This is a genomic window from Echinicola sediminis (genome assembly GCF_054777495.1).
The window spans coordinates 1-18,082 of sequence record NZ_BAAHAP010000003.1 but is presented as its reverse complement, the minus strand read 5'-3'; the positions used below and the strand labels follow the sequence as shown (position 1 = coordinate 18,082).

Here is an 18,082-nt window from a genome sequence, read left to right as displayed (position 1 = left end):
ATACTTTGTAATTCAAAGTACTTTTAAAAAATGTACAAAAATGAAAAATGAAATCAATCCAATCGAAAAGTTAGGGAACTGGATAAGTCATTCAGTTACCCTAAAGCTATTAGTTATCACCTTCTTGGCATTATTGCTGTTGATCCCGGCGACAATGATCATGGGGATTATTGAGGAAAGGGAAACATTGAGCGATAAGGCCACTGCGGAAGTCAGTTCTAAATGGGCAAACAGTCAACAGATCAACGGTCCCATATTGACCATACCTTTACTTTATGAGCAGGTGGAGCAGGAAGAGGTCAAGGAAATCATTAAATACCTCTATGTTCTTCCTGATCAACTTACCATTCAAGGGGAGATCAGCCCTGAAAAGTTACGAAGAGGGATCTATGAAGTGGTGGTTTACAAATCACAGCTCAGGGTTTCGGGTGATTTTCAGTTGTCGGAAAAAGTGGATGCCAAAAACCTAAAGGAAATCCAATATGATAGGGCTTTTCTGACCATAGGGATTTCCGATTTGCGCGGGATCAAAGAAGAGATTGGCCTACAGTGGGCCGGACAGTCCCTTAAAGTAAAGCCTGGCACCAACATCCCTGATGTGTTGGGTTCGGGTATCACCGTAGAGCTTCCTGATATCGGTGCAGATGTAGGCAAGAAGATACCCTTTCAATTTGCCTTAAATCTACAGGGAAGCAAGAACATGTCCTTTGTACCTGTTGGAGGTGTTACTGAGGTGAGCCTCAAGTCTTCCTGGCAATCCCCAAGTTTCAACGGTAATTTCTTGCCGGATGACCGCAATGTCCATAAGGATGGCTTTGAAGCCAATTGGAAAGTCCTTCAGTTAAACCGCAATTTCCCCCAATCTTGGACAGGGGTAAATCAGCGGGAGAATTTAAATTCAGCGGCCTTTGGGGTGGATCTGATTTTGAGCCTTGATGATTACCAAAAGTCCATGCGGTCAGCAAAATATGCCGCCATGACCATCGTCATCACTTTTTTGATCTTCTTTTTGGTCGAGATCTTGAACAAAATCAAGATACATCCTTTTCAGTATGCCCTGGTGGGTTTTGCTTTATGTCTTTTTTATGTGCTTTTGGTTTCCATCACAGAACATACACAGTTTAATATTTCCTATGGAATTTCCACCTTTGGAATTGTGACGATGATAGCACTTTACTCACTGACCATTTTTAAAGCCAGGAAGCTGACCTTTTTATTGGTTTTGATATTGTTGGGGGCCTATGGTTTTCTTTATATTACGCTCCAGCTGACTGATTATGCATTGTTGATGGGCAGTATTGGCCTTACGGTGATTTTGGCCTTGACCATGTATTTTACCAGGAAGATAGACTGGTACAAAATGAGTATTGGCAAGGAGTAAACCGGACAAGAGGGGATTGCTTTTAGGGGCAATTCCCTTTTTACCGTCTATCCCGGGTCTTTAATAATCACAGGGAATTATGGCTTTTCATAAAAAATAATTTTTTATCCCTTCCGAATTCGATATTTTCAGGGATTCAAATCAAGTATAACCCTATTGATAGTATGAATAGACGCGAAGCAATGAAGAGCGTGGCAGTGCTTTTTGGCAGTGCACTTTCAGTGTCTACCCTTGCGGTTTTCCAGCAAGGCTGTACCCGCTCAAAAGATGCCGTTATGGGAGTGTTCAGTGAAGAAGACACCCTTTTGATGGCGGAAATTGGGGATATCATCATCCCCGAAACACCTGATAGTCCCGGAGCAAAGGCTGTAGGAATAGGTGCATTTATGGTCAAAATGTTGGAAGACTGCTACTCCCAGGAAGACAGGGAAAAGGTGTCCACTGCATTGGTTTATCTCCAGGATGAAAAAGGCTTTTCTTCCGAGAATGCAACAGGTCAAGTGGAGATTATCGCGGCACTTGATGGCCAGGTTTACGGTAAAGACGCTGCATTGGATGAGAAGCTAAGCAGAGGATATAAGATAATCAAAGAACTTACACTTTTTGGATACTTCAGTTCTGAAGCAGGAGCTACCCAGGCACTCAGGTACGAATTGGTGCCGGGGCGCTATGAGGGCTGTATTGATTTGAAACCAGGTGATAAGGCTTGGGCATAAAACAAAACCAACATTATGAATTTAAATATCAAAGCAAATAAAGAAAATACCTACGATGCCATCGTAGTAGGCTCAGGTATCAGTGGGGGCTGGGCAGCCAAGGAATTGTGTGAAAAAGGCCTGAAAACCTTGGTGCTGGAGCGCGGTAGGAATGTGGAACATATCAAGGACTATCCGACGACCAACCTGAACCCTTGGGAGCTGGAGCACCATGGCTGGGCAACCAATGAGACCAAAGAAAACCATCCCATCCAAAGCCGTTGCTATGCATTCGGGGAAGATACCCAGCATTTTTGGGTCAATGATAAGGAAAACCCCTATAATGAAGTCAAACCTTTCAACTGGCTAAGGGGCTACCATGTGGGCGGTAGGTCGCTGATGTGGGGCAGGCAGTGTTACAGGCTGAGCGATATCGACTTTGCTGCCAATGCCAAAGACGGTTTTGGTGTGGATTGGCCGGTAAGGTACAAGGACATCGCCCCTTGGTACGAGTATGTGGAAAAGTTCGCCGGAATCTCCGGTCAGGCAGAGGGGCTTCCCCAGCTTCCTGACAGCCATTTTTTGCCGGCCATGGAGATGAACTGTGTCGAGAAGCATGTGGCTGCTCGGGTTAAGGAAAAATTTGATGATCGGATCATCACCATCGGCAGGGCGGCCCATGTCACCCAGCCGCATAACGGAAGGGGACCTTGCCAGTACAGGAACCTTTGTTCCCGCGGTTGTCCTTTTGGGGGGTACTTCAGCAGTAATTCCGCTACGCTTCCTGCAGCAATGAAAACGGGCAACATGACCTTGAGGCCCTTCTCCATAGTGACCGAGGTGCTTTATGACAAAGAGTCCGGCAAGGCGACCGGTGTTCGGATCATGGATGCCGAAACCAAGGAATATACGGAGTATTATGCAAAGATTGTTTTCTTGAATGGATCGACTTTGGGTACTTCTTGGATACTATTGAATTCAGTTTCAGATGCATTTCCAAACGGCCTGGGCAATGGAAGTGAGCAAGTAGGGCATAACCTGATGGACCATCACTTTGGTGTAGGTGCTTCGGGGACATTCGAAGGTTTTGAGGATAAATATTTTTACGGAAGAAGGCCAAACGGTATCTACGTGCCAAGGTTCAGGAATATCAGCGAGGCTACCAAGCGGGATGATTATGTCAGGGGCTTTGGCTACCAAGGAGGTGCCGGTAGGGGCCGTGGTGAAGGAGGCCCTGAAGGTATCGGTGCCGATTTTAAACTTTCCAAGACCAAGCCAAGTCCAAACTGGGGCTTTGGTATAGGGTCATGGGGCGAGCATTTGCCGTATTACGAAAACAAGGTGAGCCTGAACCACGATAAGCTGGATGCTTATGGATTGCCTACCTTGGATATCGACTGTGAGTTTAAGGAAAATGAACTGGCCATGAGGAAAGACATGCGTCAAAGTGCCATTGATATTCTGGAAGCTGCTGGGGCGAAAAACATTAGCTCCTATGACAGTGCTCCGCCTCCAGGCCACTGTATCCATGAAATGGGTACCGCCAGAATGGGCAAGGATCCTAAGACTTCCGTGCTCAACGGCTTCAACCAGATGCATGAGGTGTCGAATGTATTTATCACGGATGGATCCTTTATGACATCTTCTGCCTGTCAAAATCCATCACTCACCTATATGGCCTTTACGGCCAGGGCCTGTGATTATGCCGTCAAAGAATTGAAAAAGCAGAATTTGTAAAAATCGAAAAAGACCGGAGCGATCCGGTCTTTTTTTTGGTTCTATATGGATTACTATGGGTAGACAAATTTAAGTTATTTAGAAGATCTAAATGACTTGATGTTCAAAGAGGCCCTTTACCGCTATCGGTAGGAAAAGATTTTTCACAATTAACAGGAAAACCAGCTCACTTCGACAAGCTCAGTGACCGTTTGCTATTTTTAGTTAGAAAGCGGACAACTTAGATACTTCTGGCCCTGGGTTGGTACCCAGGGTTATCAATGTTTTGCCCTTCCAGGGCTATAACCATTATTTAAAAAACAATCACAGGAGCACCCACGGTGGATGGTGAGGTCGAAAACAGCCTGATTTTCTTGCTTTTTCATACCTTCCCGACAGTAGCCGGGACAGGCTACTACGATCGCTAATACATAATCCAGGTTAAAGTAGTGGGATACCTCTCAAGTAATAGATTTTGAAGGAATCCTTGTTTTGTTTTTTTCATTAGCCCTCAATGGGTTCCTCCCATTCAGCTTGTTAATAGCGATTTACCTGCGTGATAGAGAACGTTGTTTTTTATCTTGCTGGAAATCACTAATTTGCTGTAAGCCTTCCCCGTATAGGATGAAAACATTAGTGTTGATAGTTTTTGCCCTTCTTTCTATATCAATAGGCCTTTATCCCTTGGTTTATTTGGTGATGTATGACACAGAAATCGGTTTGTTGGGGACAAAGGCCCCGGGACTCTTGGCCGACTTTTTTTGGAACCTGGGCTTTTATATCCATATCGTGTTTGGCGGAATTGCTCTTTTGGTAGGTTGGGTACAGTTTAACCAAAGGCTTAGAAACAGATACCTTTCCCTGCACCGGACCATCGGCCGGTTCTACGTGGTTTCAGCCTTGCTTGGGGCTTTGGCCGGTTTTTATTTGGGGTTTCATGCTACGGGATTTTGGTTGACATCACTTGGTTTTATCCTTTTGGGAACCGTTTGGTTTGTGAGCACTTTTATGGCTTACCTGTTTATTTTAAGGAAGAAGCTTGTGCAGCATCAAAGAATGATGACCTATAGTTATGCGGCATGTTGGGCGGCGGTCACCTTAAGGATATGGTTGCCTCTACTCAATTTGATATTCGCTGATTTTGTAGTGGCCTATACCCTGGTGGCCTGGCTTTGCTGGGTGCCCAATCTGGTGGTGGCCTGGTGGCTGAATAGAAGCTTTGGATTTTCCATGAACAGGTCTACCTAGTACGGTTTTCAGTCGACTGTCAACTGTCGGCAGTGTTGCTCCCCTTGTTTATACCGGTTCCAACTATATCTCCTTGGTGATGCCTGGTTTAAGCCAAGTATCTTAGGCTTTTATGGCGGATAATATCCTGTCTTTGCCCTGCAAATCCTGGTGGATACGGACTCCTTGATAGCCAAGTCCTTCTACCAATTCTGTCATCTCTTTTCCCAAGGCTTCATTAATTTCAAAATACAGCTTTCCCCCGGTCTTCAGTGCCATCCGCCCCTTTTGGGCAATGGTTCTGTAAAAAACCAAGGGATCCTCATTTGAAACAAAAAGGGCCAATTCAGGTTCGTGTTCCAAGACGTTTTGATGCATCTGGGCTTTTTCCAGCTCTCTTACATAGGGTGGGTTGCTGACCAAGATGTCCAATTGGTTTAATGGTATATCCTCTTGGAGAATATCCAGGTGGTAAAAATTGACGTCAGCCTTCAGTTTTTTTGCATTTTCTTGGGCAATCCCCAAAGCGGCTTCACTGATGTCGATGGCGCTGACCTTGGCCTGCTCCATCTCTAAAAAAAGGGTGATGGGAATACAGCCCGAGCCCGTTCCGATATCCAGTAAATGAAGGCCGGATTGGGGATTCTCTTTTTTGATCAAGTGGACCAGTTCCTCGGTTTCATTTCTTGGGATCAAAACAGCTGGACTCACTTTAAACTCATATCCATAAAATGGCGCCTCTCCGATAATGTATTGGATGGGTTTTCCTCTTTGCAGTTCCTCAAAAGCCAAATATAGCTTTTCTGGGATTTCAGGGAGTTCTTTGTCCCTGACGATGTCTCCTCTACTGCACTGCAGAAAATGCTCAAAAAGCCAAAACACCAGCTGCTGCGCTTCTGGATCGGGATAAAGATTTAGAAGTTCCGTATGGAAAGTACTGTAAAGTTGCCTGGCGGAGCTCATGTTTCTGATTTGGTTGGGACAAAGGTAAAGAGAAATTTTAAGAGGCCCGGCTAAAAAAGGACATGCAGCTTCTGGGCCCTACTTTACCATTTTCCTTTTTTCTGATGTTTGGGATGGATACCATAATACTTTTTCACTTGCCCCGGAGGCATTCTTTTGGTCTTTTTTTTATACATGTGTTTCTGCTGACCATGGTGTCCGTAGTGCTCATGAACTATACAGGAGGAGGTCATCAGCACGAACCCCAAGAGTATGCCTATGGTGTAGCTGATAGATTTGGTGAATGCTTTCATAGGGATAAGAATTCCAAGAACCAGGCCAAATTTAGTTAATCAGTTCTTTTATGCGCAGTTACGGGTAGGTTGTATCGGATTTGGCCCTATTTGTCTATGTTTTCTCTCAATACCACATACTGATAAATGTCGCCGATGTTTTGTCCTTTGACATAAGCCCCCTTAAGGATAGCCTCTTCTTCAAAACCTGCTTTTTGAAGCACGCGCATGCAGGGGATATTGAAGTCGTAAACTCCGGCAAAGACTCTCTGTACGGGGAATTTTTGGAAAAGATAGGGAACAAAAAGCTTTACAGCCTCAGTGGCGATGCCCTGTCCCCAAAAGGGTTCGCCTATCCAAAAACCGATTTCCATATTGGTACGTAATTCGTTTATGCCCATATTGGCGCCTATCGCCCCCACCAGTTTGCCTTCTTTTTCAATGGCAAAGTTTTTGGCAGGGTTGAATTTGATGTTGTGCTCTATCCAAAAGCGGGCGTCATGGATGGTATAAGGATGGGGAAAGCTGTCTTTAAGGTTTTTGGCTATGGCAGGGTTGTTGGCAAGTGGGTACAGGTTGTGGAAATGCTGGTCTCTCCAGGTAACAAGTTCTATGTTTTTAGTGCCTTGGACTCTCATGTAAAGTGTTCAATTTGGTCATTTAAGTATAATTTTGACCCCACTACATATTTCGTACCCAAAATCAAAAAAGAAAGAATTAGGTTAGGCTTAACTAAAAAAAAGCATGGAAGGTTAACCTTCCATGCCACTGTTTTTGAGTCTTTCAGCATTTTCTGCAAACCGCAGGGCACTGATAAATTCTTCTATATTTCCGTCCATCACATCGGGAAGGTTATAAACCGTCTTATTGATACGGTGGTCGGTTACCCGGCTTTGTGGGTAGTTGTAGGTCCTGATTTTGTCTGATCTGTCCCCACTGCCCACCATGGATTTTCTTTGCGCCCCGACTGCCTCGTTGTGTTTGGCCAGCTCGATTTCATAGATTCTCGAACGAAGCACTTTCAGGGCTTTTTCGAAGTTCTTGATCTGGGACTTCTGGTCCTGACAGGTTACTACGATTCCTGTGGGTTCGTGGGTAAGCCTTACAGCCGAATAGGTGGTGTTTACCGACTGCCCACCCGGTCCTGAAGAACAGTAAGTGTCTTTGCGGACATCGTTCATATCGATTTGCACGTCCACATCTTCCATTTCCGGCAGCACAGCTACAGTTGCGGCGGAGGTATGCACCCGTCCTTGGGTCTCGGTGGCAGGGACCCTTTGCACCCGGTGTACTCCTGATTCGTATTTCAGCATGCCGTATACATCGGCGCCGGAGACGGTGCTGATGATTTCCTTGTAGCCTCCCGCGGAACCAAAGGTAAGGTCCAATATGGTAAGGTTCCAGTTTTGCTTTTCTGCAAAGCGTTGGTACATCCTGAAGAGATCCCCTGCAAAAATCGCCGCCTCATCCCCACCGGTTCCACTCCGGATTTCCAGGATACAATCCTTGGAATCATTGGGGTCTTTGGGGATCAGCATTTGCTTGAGTTCCTTTTCCAGTACTGTCTGCCTCTCTTTCAGTTCGTCCAGCTCAGCCTTGGCCATTTCCCTAAAGTCAGGGTCTTTTTCAGTATCCAAAATGGCTTTGGAGCTATCGATGTTTTCCAGGACAAGTTTGTATTCGTCGTATACCGCAACGACTTTTTCCAAATCCTTATATTCCTTGGAGAGTTTGGTGTACTTGCCCATATCGGACATCGCGTCCGGCTGAACAATCAACTGGCCCACTTCCTCAAATCGGTCTTTTATGTGCTCTAACTTATCAAGCATGGCTGTTTTTACTTTATGCAAGGCAAAATTAAGAAAATAAGTGACATTGTAATAGCCTGTTTTGCCTGATCAATAGGCAATGTTTACCCGGTGGTTGCTCCCTGATTCTGGTCAAAACTGGTTTTGAAGGCAAGAAAAAATTAACTTTGGACATAAATCTGGAAGCTTATGTTAAGATCTCTTTTAATTGCATCCTTTATTCCTCTGCTGGTTTCTTGCGGTTCTGGCGAAAAAGTGGATAAGTCCGTTTTAGATGAAGTAAACCAGTCCATGGAGATAAAAAAGGTCGATGATGTGGATATTATCAATAAAGCCTTGGAATGGGGAAATGAAATCAGCCAAGCGGCCCAAGAAGAACTGATGGCCAAATTGACTAAGGCGCTGGAAGAGCAAGGACCTGAAGGAGCAGTGGCTTTTTGTCAGGTGGAGGCCTTGCCCTCTCTGAAAGCAGTGAGTGATAAGTTCGGTGTCTCTGTCCGTAGGGTGTCCCATGATTATCGTAATCCCGTGGATAGGCCAACGGAAGAGGAGGAGATGTTGCTGCAGGCTTATGAGTACAATGAGGAAAAAGGTATGGCCAGCAAACCCAATGTGCAGGAAATTAAGAATGGGGAAGTTTTACTGTATACCAAGCCCATTAAGATTCCGGGTGAGCTGTGTTTAAATTGCCATGGAGAGCCAGGGAAAGACATTGCTGAGGGAACCCTCAAAAAACTCCAGGAGCTCTATCCTGAGGACAAAGCTAAGGGGCATAAAATAGGAGACCTCAGGGGAATGTGGAGCATAGCGATTCCTAAACGGGAAGTGGTGAAGAAATTATAACTTGGGTAATTTCATTTTGGAACTTGGGTTTCTTAACCCCATTCTATCTTGATACCACCTAAAATACTCTGAGCTCACGACTCACGACTCACGACTCAATACTCACTACTAACTACTAACTCACCATTTCCCCGATCCAAAAGGGCTGCATGGATTGAAAGATAACAGTTCCTTCTCCCGTCTCCACAAAAGTGGCGTGTTGGATTTTGATCAACTGGCTGTCTGTGGCGGTTTTCATCTCGATAAGCGAACCTTCTGGGGCATGTAGCTGGACCGAGCTTTCTGGGAACCATTTTTTGAAGGTTTTTTCCCGGACAGGGAAGTAGCGTATCGGTCCATCAAAGACAACCATATTGATCAGGTCCAGTTTGGCTTCCATGGAGAAAAGCTGCAAATGGTCAAAGCCTATGATGTTGACGGCAGGGTGTTTGGTAGCGATGAGGTATTGCAGTCCCTCTTCAAGAAAATCATTTTGTTTTACGGTCATAAAGCGGAGGGGAAACTGTTCCTCCAATAGCTGATAATGCAGCTTTTGGAAATCGCTTGAGGCCAATATCACATCGATTTTGATCCCCCAGGAAGTGACCTTTTCCACTTCTTTTTCAGCTACAAGTACAGTAGGAACCCATTCCAACAGCGGGGCAATTTGATCATATCCTATATGGTTGGTGTCCAGAATCAGCAAAGCCGGCTCCTGTTGTTCTTTGACGAAATGGTGCGATGACATGTGGCAGGGAGGTTTGAAAATGGTACAGGTTGCCAAAGTAATCAAAAAAGCCGAAATGAGGTCATATTTTTAGTTCAGGAGGTAAAGCTGTTAGGTCTAGGAATCAAAAAACTGGTACTTTTTTTTTACTTTTAGGGCTCCAAAACCGACATTCTTCGGATGTTGATAAATCCATTTAGGCAGTGAAAGCTTGCCTAAAAAAACTTGTACCAAAACCACTGATAAAATGTCTTTAGCCAAACCGTTTAATTTTAAAAAATGGATCGATGATAACCGTCATTTGTTAAAGCCTCCTGTGGGCAACAGGCAGGTATACCTGGGGAACGAAGACTTTATTGTAATGGTAGTAGGAGGGCCAAACTCCCGAAAAGATTATCACTACAATGAGGGAGAGGAATTCTTTTACCAGCTGGAGGGAGATATCGTGCTGAAAGTGATTGAAGAGGGTACGCCGAAGGATATAGAGATCAAAGAGGGGGAGATTTTCCTTTTGCCTCCGAGGGTGCCACATAGTCCGAGGCGTCCCGCCAATACCATAGGCTTGGTTTTTGAACGGTACAGGAGGGAAGGAGAAAAGGACGGTTTTATCTGGCACTGCGAAAACTGCGGCCATAAACTCTATGAGGAATATGCAGTGGTAACGGATATCGTCAACCAGTTGCCGCCCATTATGGAGCGGTTTTGGAGCAACCCGGAACATACCACCTGTGCCAAGTGCGGGACCAAAATGGAAAAGTAAGTTTTAGGTTTTGCCTGAATTTAACGATACAAAAGCCTTGAATATGAACCCTAGCGAATATAGCCAGGCATATGCCCAGAAGATGGATCAGGAGGATCCCCTAAGGGAATACCGGAATCAGTTCTATTTTCCAAAGGTCAATGGCAAGGATGCCATCTACTTTTGTGGCAATTCCCTTGGCCTGCAGCCAAAGTCCGTAAAGGCCTATTTGGACAGAGAACTGGAAAGTTGGGCCGAAAAAGCGGTAGATGGACATTTTGAGGGGGAGGAGCCTTGGTTTGCTGTACACAAAAGAGGAAAGGAAGCCTTGGCCGGGATAGTGGGGGCCCAGCAGCATGAGGTAGTGGTGATGAACAGCCTTACGAGCAACCTTCATGCATTGATGGTTTCTTTTTATAAGCCCGAAGGTAAACGTCGGAAGATCCTTACAGAGGCGGGGGCTTTTCCATCCGATATGTATATGCTCGAGAGCCAGGCAAGGTTTCATGGTTTCGACCCGGAGGAGGTTATCGTGGAAGTGGCTCCCAGGAAAGGGGAACACCTCTTGAGGACAGAAGACATTGTCCGGGCAATAGTCGAAGAAGGAGAGGAGTTGGCCTTGGTCATGATGGCCGGTTTACAATATTACACGGGGCAGGTGTTTGATATGAAGACAATAACCCGGGCAGGGCAAGAGGTAGGGGCCAAAGTGGGCTTTGATCTTGCACATGCCGTGGGGAACTATCCCATGCAGCTGCATGAATGGGGGGTGGATTTTGCTTCCTGGTGCAGTTATAAGTACCTGAATTCAGGTCCCGGCAATGTGGCGGGTATCTATGTGCATGAAAGGTATGCCGATGATCCAGGGATCAACCGCTTTGCCGGTTGGTGGGGTCATGATGAAGAGGTGCGCTTTTTAATGAAAAAGGGTTTTAAGCCCATGTATGGGGCAGACGGATGGCAGACTTCCAACGGCAATGTCCTTGGTATGGCTGCACATCAGGCTTCCTTGGATATTTTTCATGCCGCGGGAATGGAACGCTTAAGGGAAAAAAGTATCCGCTTAACAGGTTATTTGGAGTTGCTGATCAAGGAAATCAACGGAGACAATGGGGTGCTGGAGATCATAAGCCCTGAAAATCCGGAAGAAAGAGGCTGTCAGTTGTCCCTGCTCATCCATAAGGGGGGAAAGGCCGTTTTTGATGAGTTTTATAAGAACGGAATTGTCGGTGACTGGAGGAATCCCAATGTGATCAGGGTGGCGCCTACTCCACTTTATAACAGTTTTGAGGATGTGTTTCGTTTTGCACAGATATTGGAACGTTCTTTAAAAAAATTTGCTTAACTAAAAGAACCTAACATACAAACCTATTTAATCGAATTAAAACAGATGAAGAATAACAATGTGAGTATTATTGGGGCTGGCTTGATAGGCTCTCTTCTAGGGATTTTTCTTCAGAAAAGAGGTCTGGAGGTAAATGTCTATGAGAAGCGTCCGGATTTGCGTGATGAGAAAAACAGCAAGGAGGGCCGGTCTATCAATATGGCTTTAAGTGACCGGGGCTGGAAGGCTTTGGAAAAGATAGGGATAAGTGATATTGTCAAGCCCATGGCTATTCCGATGTACGGAAGAAGAATCCATGATGAGCATGGCGAGACAACATTCTTGCCGTATGGAAAGGAGGGGCAAGCCATTTATTCCATTTCACGCAGGGAATTTAATCGGGTGCTGATAGATGAAGCCGAAAAAGAAGGGGTAAAGGTTTTCTTTGATCATCTATGCGATGCAATAGAGATTTCAAAGACCTCCTTGAGTTTAACCTCTGGGGAGGGGCAGAAATCAACGAATGAGTCCGATGTCATTATCGGTGCCGACGGAGCTTATTCTTCTTTGCGTGATGCCATGCAAAAGCAGACCCGACTTAACTACAAGCAGGAGTATATTTCCCATGGATACAAAGAACTGAGCATTCCCCCTACGGCAGAGGGTGAGTTTGCCATGGACCCCAATGCACTGCATATTTGGCCAAGGGGCCTGTTTATGTTGATCGCCTTGCCCAATCCAGATAAATCATTTACCTGTACCTTATTCCTGCCATTTGAAGGAGAAAAGGTGTGTTTTGACAAAATCAATGATAAAAGTGACCTGGAAAGTGTCTTCAGGACTTACTTTGATGATGCTTATGCGCTCATGCCTAATTTGACGGAGGAGTTTTTTAACAATCCGACTTCCTCATTGATCAATGTGGAGTGTTTCCCATGGTTAAAGAACAAGTCCTTGCTGATCGGAGATGCTTGCCATGCGATGGTTCCCTTCTTTGGCCAGGGTATGAACTGTGGTTTTGAAGATTGCTATATTTTGGACGAGCTGATCGAAAAATACGGGACCACTTCATGGGAGTTGGTATTCGAGAAGTTTCAGAAAATAAGAAAACCTGACACTGATGCCATCAGCCAGATGGCCAGGGACAACTTTATAGAAATGCGGGACAGTGTGGCCAATCCGAAATTTATCATTCGGAAAAAGATCGAGGCCAAGCTGCATGAGCTGTACCCGAATGAGTGGATTCCGCTTTATACCATGGTGACCTTCTCCGATATGAAATATGCCGATGCCTATGCCCAGGGCAAGCTTCAGGATGAAATAATGGATAAGGTGATGGCTGATCCGCTCATTACCCAAAACTGGGATAAAATCAATTATGAGGATATCATTAATCAGATAGAGACTTCAAGGATGGTATAAAAAAAGCCGGGAACTTCAACTTCCCGGCTTTTTTTTATCTGTACCTGTTTTTTTTCAATATTTGGGCGTCCATGGAAATAGCTCCGGGCCCGGTCAGGAAAAGGGTCAGAAAGGCCGTTAAATAAAGGAGTGAAAGCTCCTTGTCGCCCAGGGGATCTCCGCTGTGGATAACAAAAGCGGCAACAATCATCGTGATGATCATAGGGATCAGGACTGCTCTGCTCATAAAGCCCAGCGCCAGCAAAACGGCGCAGAAAAACTCCGCAAAAATAGTGAGCTGTAGGGAAATGGCGGTGCCTATCCCCAAAGGATCAGGAAATTTGGTAAGGTATTCACTGAAGTTGGCGATTTTTGCCCATCCATGGGTCATCATCATGGCTGATGTGCTGAGCCTGAGGATCAGCAGGGCCAAGCTGGTCGAAATGGGGCTGTGGGAGAAAAGAACTTTTTTCATGAGTAATGATTGGTTTTCAAACACCCCTGCTTTTATTCGGAACAGGCACGTTTGGAAATAAAAACAAGTATTAGGCCAATAGATGAATTTTATTAAACTGTTTTAATATAGTGGATCTCCTGGGTGGTTGTTAATCCCAGAGCTTTTCAGGATAGTCTCCAGCATCATGAAGCTGCCTGAGGGCGGCCACGACTACCGGTTTGTCTCCAGGGTAGGTGACCCCAAACCAGGTTTTCCCGCCTTCCAGGAGGGTGATGGCTGCCTTGTTCTCTTCTATCAAGGTGTTGGCCACAGAAGGAATATAAAATTCCGATTTGAGGTTCTCTTTGTTTTCAGGTAAGAAGGCCTTCCACATTCTTTCCGTTTCTTCAAAGAAGGAAGGGTGGAAGCCCCAACAGTTCATGGACACCGGTGTATCGGGATCAATTTCCAAAACATTTCCGTTTTCACGACTGAAAATTTTATCCCCTTCTTTGGCGATGGCCGTCCTTTCGGTCATCCCGATGAGCTTGGCATTTCCATTGGTTTCGCAGACTCCTCTGCTTACCGTTCCATTTTCTGAAAGGACGTTTTTGAGGGCATAGCCCACCATGCAATGAAGGTTTTCTCTGACATCATTCTTTAGGAAGTTTCCAAGTTCTCTGAACGCTTCCTTTCCATAAAAATCATCGGCATTGATCACGGCGAATGGTTCTTGGATAGCATCCTTTGCACAAAGTACAGCATGTCCGGTGCCGTAAGGTTTTTTCCTGTCGGGGTGTTGGAACTCTGATGGGACCAAGCTGTCCAATGACTGAATGACAAAATCCACCTCGATTTTTCCGTTGAGCTTGGGCAAAAAAATCTCTTTGGCCATTTCAAGGATTTCCCCGCGAACGATGAAAACCACTTTTCCGAATCCAGCCCGGATGGCATCATAGATTGAATATTCTATGATTGTTTCCCCGTTAGGGCCAAAACCATCTATTTGCTTATTCCCTCCGTATCTGCTGCCGATTCCTGCTGCGAGTATTAAAAGTGTCGGTTTGTTCATTAAGTAGAGTGTTGCTTTGTGAATCTGGTTTGTTTTGGTGCCTAAAATTAAGACATTCTTTAGAAAGTGACCATAAAGCATTCCAAAAAATGGAAGTGAGGTGAAAAGTGTGAAAAAAAACGGGTTTTTTCAGGAAAATCGCCTTTGTTGATGGGTTTTGGTTGTGAAAACACCCTAGTTTCCCTGCTTTTGATAAATATTTTCTTTTTTATGGTGTTAAATACAATCATGGTTATTAGATTTGTAGCCAAATTATTGAAAAACGGTTGTTATTTCAATCAAACAGTTTGTCAGTTAAATAAAATGAAAAAAGTAGAAGCAATTATTAGAACATCTCGATTTGAGGTGATTCAGCGATGTATTGCTGCTCTTGGTGTAAAATTCCTTACTTTTTATGAAGTAAAGGGTATGGGGCTGGAGCATGCAAAGATGGAGACGTATAGAGGAGTGGCCTTTGAGCCCGCTTTTATCCCCAGGACTAAGTTAGATATTGTAGTTACTGATGATTTGGTGAAACCAGTGATCGATTGTATTCTCAAGGAAGGCCGGACAGGAGAGATTGGGGACGGAAAGATCTTTGTCACAGACGTGTTGGAGGCTTACCGTGTGAGAAATGCAGATACCGGGGCCGAAGCCTTATAAAAAACCTCCATTCCAGATAATCTTAAGTAACTATTAATTGTCATTCAAATGAATCAAGAATTATTTACCATCAACAATGTGTGGATGATGGTAGCAACCATATTGGTGTTTATCATGCACCTTGGCTTTGCAGCGTTGGAAGCCGGGCTTACCCGGGCAAAAAATACCGTAAACATACTATTTAAAAATACCGTAATCCCGGCAATGGGATTATTGACCTATGCTTTTGTAGGCTTTAACCTGATGTATCCAGGGGAAGCTTTTGTCGGAGGTTTCTTTGGCCTCAGTGGATTGGGGCTTAGCCTGCCGGAAGGTTGGGATTCGTTTGCCTATAATGAAGGCTACACCTTTTTCACCGATTTTATTTTTCAGGCCATGTTTGCTGCCACTGCCGCCACGATCGTATCTGGTGCTGTAGCGGAGCGAATCAAGTTGGGGCCGTTTATCATTTTCTCTGTTCTGTATGTAGCCATCTGTTACCCTATCGTGGGCATGTGGAAATGGGGCGGAGGATTCTTGGATAGCCTGAGTACCCCGTTTTATGATTTTGCAGGTTCTACCATTGTCCATTCAGTAGGTGGATGGGGAGCTTTGGTCGGTGCCTACCTCTTGGGGCCTAGGATCGGTAAATATACCGAAAAGGGCATGAGTGCCATTCCTGGCCATAATATTCCCATGGCCGTGATCGGAGTATTCCTGCTGTGGTTTGGCTGGTTCGGATTTAACGGTGGTTCGGTGTTGACTGCCGATCCTGGAACGGTTTCCAAGGTATTTGTGACCACTTCTATAGCGGGTGCGGCAGGAGCTTTTGGGGCCTTATTGTTCTCCTATTGGAAATTCAAGTCCTATGATATTACCATGGTGCTGAACGGTGTTTTGGCCGGATTGGTAGGCATCACTGCGGGAGCGGATTTGATGTCGGTAAATGAGGCCGCCATTATCGGATTTGTTGGAGGTGCCTTGGTCGTGTTTGCTGTGGTGTTCTTTGACAAAGTGAAAGTAGATGATCCTGTTGGTGCGATATCCGTGCACTTGGTAGGAGGCATCTGGGGAACATTGGCTGTGGGTATTTTTGGCGATCTGGCAGGATTTTCACAGTTGATCTCCCAGCTGATCGGCATTGGTGCAGTAGGGGCTTTCTGTTTGGCATTTAGCTTTGTGGTTTTCTATTCCATGAAGAAAACAGTGGGCATTCGTGTACATGAACACGAAGAAGTGGAAGGATTGGACATCAATGAGCACAGCATGCGCGCCTATCCGGATTTTGCAACAAAGGAATAACAGTATACAACCTCTAATACTATAGAGTCCTAACAACCTAGAAACAGCCATCCGCTTCAGCGGGTGGCTGTTTTTGTTTGGGTTCAACTACCGCTGTGTAGGGAGGGGGAGGGGATGCTTTTGGAAAAACCAGGGAGGTAGCTAAGGGCACGGGGGAATTTTTTTGTGTCTTTGTAGGATCAAGCGGAAAAGTTGGGGAGTAGAGGAAATATTGCTTGATCCTGGAAAAGCGAAAGCCGAACGCCTAAGGCCGAAAGCTCTAAATCTGGCTTTGGACATTCAACCTTCGGCTTTCAAGTCTCTTACTTGGTACATTGTACTTCGTACCCCCAGAAATATTGCTTGATCCCATTTGCGTCCTCCGTGGTTTAAAAAAAACTGTATCAGGGAGGAAAGATTAATACCCACAAAGTGCCCAAAGGGGACTGTCGTCCCGTCAGTTGTACTACGCCGCGGCGCAAAGGTGCGGGAGGAATGAAATACTGGCCCTGATTTTTTACAAAACCACAGAGGGCGCAATGGACTCAGAGGAGGTTAAGGTTTTTAAAAATATTTTCTGGTGTCCTTGGTGTAGGTTTAGTGTCTTCGGTGGTTAAATAAATATGAGTAACCGTAATGTTGCACGTAACCAAATCTTATGAGGTTTTTATTTTTTCTGTTCTTTTATTCAGGTATTGTTTTGTTAATGCTACGTGCAAAATCCCGGATAGTCAGATAAATAAAAAGTAATACCTATGTAAAAATACCCCATGCAGGGTATTTTTTGTTTTTTGGGGATTGGCTATGTTTGGGACTGATCGGTTTTCAAACGTTTATAATCGATTGTAAGCGTTTGAAAACAGGAAGATATAGCAGATTTAAACGTAATACTTTTAGCCATAAGTTGTGTGTCATTAAAAGAAAATGAAATTAATACCAGTAATAGAAATTGGATATGCAAATCAGGGTGTTGAAACTCCTGAACATGGACCTTATTGGGAATATCCAAATGAATGGGACAACTTCAATAATGAGTCATACAAAAAGGCAGGATTTAAAGACTCTTTGAAGCCATTTGACCCTGGAGCGTCACTTTACGAAATTGAACTATTAAGTGACGACAACTTGAAAAAAATTGTTGTTGATCATACCGAGGAATTACGAAAAGGCGAGTATGACCGAGAGCAAGCAAGTCCATTGTTTGGTGGTTATGTCCTTGAAATTAATGGAGAAAGACTTTTCTATCCTCAATGTTGTGGAGATTTAGGCGATATCCAGTTTTGGAGAAACATATCAAACGGCAAAGAATCTTTTTATGAAGGACACCCTGCACCAATAGTAAAATTTGAAAATGACGAGATTTTTTTTGACCTAACAGTTCAAGAGTTTGATGAGGAGTTTACTCCTATTCCTAAGAAAAGAAAATTTCGGTTGCAAAGAGATGACTTGAAAAAAGCAATCAAAGAAGCGGAATTGACTTTGGAGAAATTTGCAAACCGTATTCAAGCAATTAATGAATCAGAAAACTTGAATTTGGAAAGGATTGAAGATTTGCTGGTTTGGGAAAATATTAATTATCAATAAAAAACGAACACAC

At 44.6% G+C, this 18,082-nt stretch carries 18 protein-coding genes; 11 read left to right on the top strand and 7 right to left on the bottom strand.

Annotated elements, in window-relative coordinates; all coding sequences use genetic code 11:
• Window positions 1-40 precede the first annotated feature (40 nt).
• From creD to ACYVAA_RS01395, 4 genes are all read left to right on the top strand, one after another.
• Window positions 41-1,381: a cell envelope integrity protein CreD gene (creD, locus tag ACYVAA_RS01410; RefSeq protein ID WP_460538222.1), complete on the top strand. Its 1,341-nt coding sequence runs from the start codon at window positions 41-43 to the stop codon at window positions 1,379-1,381.
• 164 nt (window positions 1,382-1,545) lie between these two features.
• Complete coding sequence (locus ACYVAA_RS01405) at window positions 1,546-2,097, top strand: gluconate 2-dehydrogenase subunit 3 family protein (protein WP_460538221.1); 552 nt, start codon at window positions 1,546-1,548, stop codon at window positions 2,095-2,097.
• 15 nt (window positions 2,098-2,112) lie between these two features.
• Window positions 2,113-3,813 (top strand): GMC family oxidoreductase, encoded by a 1,701-nt coding sequence (locus tag ACYVAA_RS01400; protein WP_460538220.1) that lies wholly within the window; start codon window positions 2,113-2,115, stop codon window positions 3,811-3,813.
• A gap of 603 nt (window positions 3,814-4,416) precedes the next feature.
• Window positions 4,417-5,040, top strand: coding sequence for a DUF2306 domain-containing protein (locus tag ACYVAA_RS01395; protein ID WP_460538219.1), 624 nt, complete (start codon window positions 4,417-4,419; stop codon window positions 5,038-5,040).
• A gap of 102 nt (window positions 5,041-5,142) precedes the next feature.
• Here the strand turns inward: ACYVAA_RS01395 and prmC are convergent, their stop codons facing one another.
• The 4 genes from prmC to prfA form a co-directional block, all read right to left on the bottom strand.
• Window positions 5,143-5,982, bottom strand: coding sequence for a N5-glutamine methyltransferase family protein (gene prmC / locus ACYVAA_RS01390; protein ID WP_460538218.1), 840 nt, complete (start codon window positions 5,980-5,982; stop codon window positions 5,143-5,145).
• A gap of 83 nt (window positions 5,983-6,065) precedes the next feature.
• Window positions 6,066-6,275 (bottom strand): hypothetical protein, encoded by a 210-nt coding sequence (locus tag ACYVAA_RS01385; protein ID WP_460538217.1) that lies wholly within the window; start codon window positions 6,273-6,275, stop codon window positions 6,066-6,068.
• An 86-nt stretch (window positions 6,276-6,361) separates the two neighbouring features.
• Window positions 6,362-6,892, bottom strand: coding sequence for a GNAT family N-acetyltransferase (locus ACYVAA_RS01380; protein ID WP_460538216.1), 531 nt, complete (start codon window positions 6,890-6,892; stop codon window positions 6,362-6,364).
• A gap of 114 nt (window positions 6,893-7,006) precedes the next feature.
• On the bottom strand, window positions 7,007-8,083 hold the full coding sequence (gene prfA / locus ACYVAA_RS01375) for a peptide chain release factor 1 (protein WP_460538215.1): 1,077 nt from the start codon (window positions 8,081-8,083) through the stop codon (window positions 7,007-7,009).
• Window positions 8,084-8,251: 168 nt separating this feature from the next.
• On the opposite strand from prfA, the gene ACYVAA_RS01370 reads away from it, so the two are divergent.
• Window positions 8,252-8,905: a Tll0287-like domain-containing protein gene (locus tag ACYVAA_RS01370; RefSeq protein ID WP_460538214.1), complete on the top strand. Its 654-nt coding sequence runs from the start codon at window positions 8,252-8,254 to the stop codon at window positions 8,903-8,905.
• A gap of 115 nt (window positions 8,906-9,020) precedes the next feature.
• On the opposite strand, the gene ACYVAA_RS01365 is transcribed toward ACYVAA_RS01370, so the two are convergent.
• Entirely contained in the window at window positions 9,021-9,632 is a 612-nt protein-coding gene (locus ACYVAA_RS01365) for a thiamine pyrophosphokinase (RefSeq protein ID WP_460538213.1), read from the bottom strand.
• A 226-nt stretch (window positions 9,633-9,858) separates the two neighbouring features.
• Between ACYVAA_RS01365 and ACYVAA_RS01360 the strand changes: the two genes are divergently transcribed.
• The 3 genes from ACYVAA_RS01360 to ACYVAA_RS01350 are packed head-to-tail and all read left to right on the top strand — an operon-like array spanning window position 9,859 to window position 13,096.
• On the top strand, window positions 9,859-10,371 hold the full coding sequence (locus ACYVAA_RS01360; RefSeq protein WP_460538212.1) for a 3-hydroxyanthranilate 3,4-dioxygenase: 513 nt from the start codon (window positions 9,859-9,861) through the stop codon (window positions 10,369-10,371).
• A 43-nt stretch (window positions 10,372-10,414) separates the two neighbouring features.
• Entirely contained in the window at window positions 10,415-11,695 is a 1,281-nt protein-coding gene (kynU, locus tag ACYVAA_RS01355; RefSeq protein ID WP_460538211.1) for a kynureninase, read from the top strand.
• A gap of 45 nt (window positions 11,696-11,740) precedes the next feature.
• Window positions 11,741-13,096, top strand: coding sequence for an FAD-dependent oxidoreductase (locus tag ACYVAA_RS01350; protein WP_460538210.1), 1,356 nt, complete (start codon window positions 11,741-11,743; stop codon window positions 13,094-13,096).
• Window positions 13,097-13,130: 34 nt separating this feature from the next.
• On the opposite strand, the gene ACYVAA_RS01345 is transcribed toward ACYVAA_RS01350, so the two are convergent.
• Together ACYVAA_RS01345 and ACYVAA_RS01340 are read right to left on the bottom strand one after the other, a co-directional pair.
• Entirely contained in the window at window positions 13,131-13,550 is a 420-nt protein-coding gene (locus tag ACYVAA_RS01345; RefSeq protein ID WP_460538209.1) for a DoxX family protein, read from the bottom strand.
• A 130-nt stretch (window positions 13,551-13,680) separates the two neighbouring features.
• Window positions 13,681-14,583 (bottom strand): nucleotidyltransferase family protein, encoded by a 903-nt coding sequence (locus ACYVAA_RS01340; protein WP_460538207.1) that lies wholly within the window; start codon window positions 14,581-14,583, stop codon window positions 13,681-13,683.
• A 303-nt stretch (window positions 14,584-14,886) separates the two neighbouring features.
• On the opposite strand from ACYVAA_RS01340, the gene ACYVAA_RS01335 reads away from it, so the two are divergent.
• The 3 genes from ACYVAA_RS01335 to ACYVAA_RS01325 all read left to right on the top strand — a co-directional run bounded on the left by ACYVAA_RS01335 (window position 14,887) and on the right by ACYVAA_RS01325 (window position 18,069).
• A complete protein-coding gene (locus ACYVAA_RS01335; RefSeq protein ID WP_460538206.1) occupies window positions 14,887-15,225 on the top strand; it encodes a P-II family nitrogen regulator in 339 nt (112 codons plus the stop codon).
• A 48-nt stretch (window positions 15,226-15,273) separates the two neighbouring features.
• Entirely contained in the window at window positions 15,274-16,506 is a 1,233-nt protein-coding gene (locus tag ACYVAA_RS01330; protein WP_460538205.1) for an ammonium transporter, read from the top strand.
• Between the two features lie 903 nt (window positions 16,507-17,409).
• Window positions 17,410-18,069 carry a hypothetical protein gene (locus ACYVAA_RS01325; RefSeq protein WP_460538204.1) on the top strand — a complete coding sequence of 220 codons (660 nt, stop codon included), beginning with the start codon at window positions 17,410-17,412 and terminating at the stop codon, window positions 18,067-18,069.
• Window positions 18,070-18,082: the final 13 nt, after the last annotated feature.

Coding starts and splice junctions, on each gene's coding strand:
- ACYVAA_RS01345 (WP_460538209.1), bottom strand. CDS start 13,550: ATGAAAAAAGTTCTTTTCTCCCACAGCCCCATTTCGACCAGCTTGGCC.
- ACYVAA_RS01400 (WP_460538220.1), top strand. CDS start 2,113: ATGAATTTAAATATCAAAGCAAATAAAGAAAATACCTACGATGCCATC.
- ACYVAA_RS01385 (WP_460538217.1), bottom strand. CDS start 6,275: ATGAAAGCATTCACCAAATCTATCAGCTACACCATAGGCATACTCTTG.
- ACYVAA_RS01395 (WP_460538219.1), top strand. CDS start 4,417: ATGAAAACATTAGTGTTGATAGTTTTTGCCCTTCTTTCTATATCAATA.
- prfA (WP_460538215.1), bottom strand. CDS start 8,083: ATGCTTGATAAGTTAGAGCACATAAAAGACCGATTTGAGGAAGTGGGC.
- ACYVAA_RS01370 (WP_460538214.1), top strand. CDS start 8,252: ATGTTAAGATCTCTTTTAATTGCATCCTTTATTCCTCTGCTGGTTTCT.
- ACYVAA_RS01350 (WP_460538210.1), top strand. CDS start 11,741: ATGAAGAATAACAATGTGAGTATTATTGGGGCTGGCTTGATAGGCTCT.
- ACYVAA_RS01330 (WP_460538205.1), top strand. CDS start 15,274: ATGAATCAAGAATTATTTACCATCAACAATGTGTGGATGATGGTAGCA.
- ACYVAA_RS01360 (WP_460538212.1), top strand. CDS start 9,859: ATGTCTTTAGCCAAACCGTTTAATTTTAAAAAATGGATCGATGATAAC.
- prmC (WP_460538218.1), bottom strand. CDS start 5,982: ATGAGCTCCGCCAGGCAACTTTACAGTACTTTCCATACGGAACTTCTA.
- kynU (WP_460538211.1), top strand. CDS start 10,415: ATGAACCCTAGCGAATATAGCCAGGCATATGCCCAGAAGATGGATCAG.
- ACYVAA_RS01405 (WP_460538221.1), top strand. CDS start 1,546: ATGAATAGACGCGAAGCAATGAAGAGCGTGGCAGTGCTTTTTGGCAGT.
- ACYVAA_RS01365 (WP_460538213.1), bottom strand. CDS start 9,632: ATGTCATCGCACCATTTCGTCAAAGAACAACAGGAGCCGGCTTTGCTG.
- ACYVAA_RS01380 (WP_460538216.1), bottom strand. CDS start 6,892: ATGAGAGTCCAAGGCACTAAAAACATAGAACTTGTTACCTGGAGAGAC.
- creD (WP_460538222.1), top strand. CDS start 41: ATGAAAAATGAAATCAATCCAATCGAAAAGTTAGGGAACTGGATAAGT.
- ACYVAA_RS01325 (WP_460538204.1), top strand. CDS start 17,410: ATGAAATTAATACCAGTAATAGAAATTGGATATGCAAATCAGGGTGTT.
- ACYVAA_RS01335 (WP_460538206.1), top strand. CDS start 14,887: ATGAAAAAAGTAGAAGCAATTATTAGAACATCTCGATTTGAGGTGATT.
- ACYVAA_RS01340 (WP_460538207.1), bottom strand. CDS start 14,583: ATGAACAAACCGACACTTTTAATACTCGCAGCAGGAATCGGCAGCAGA.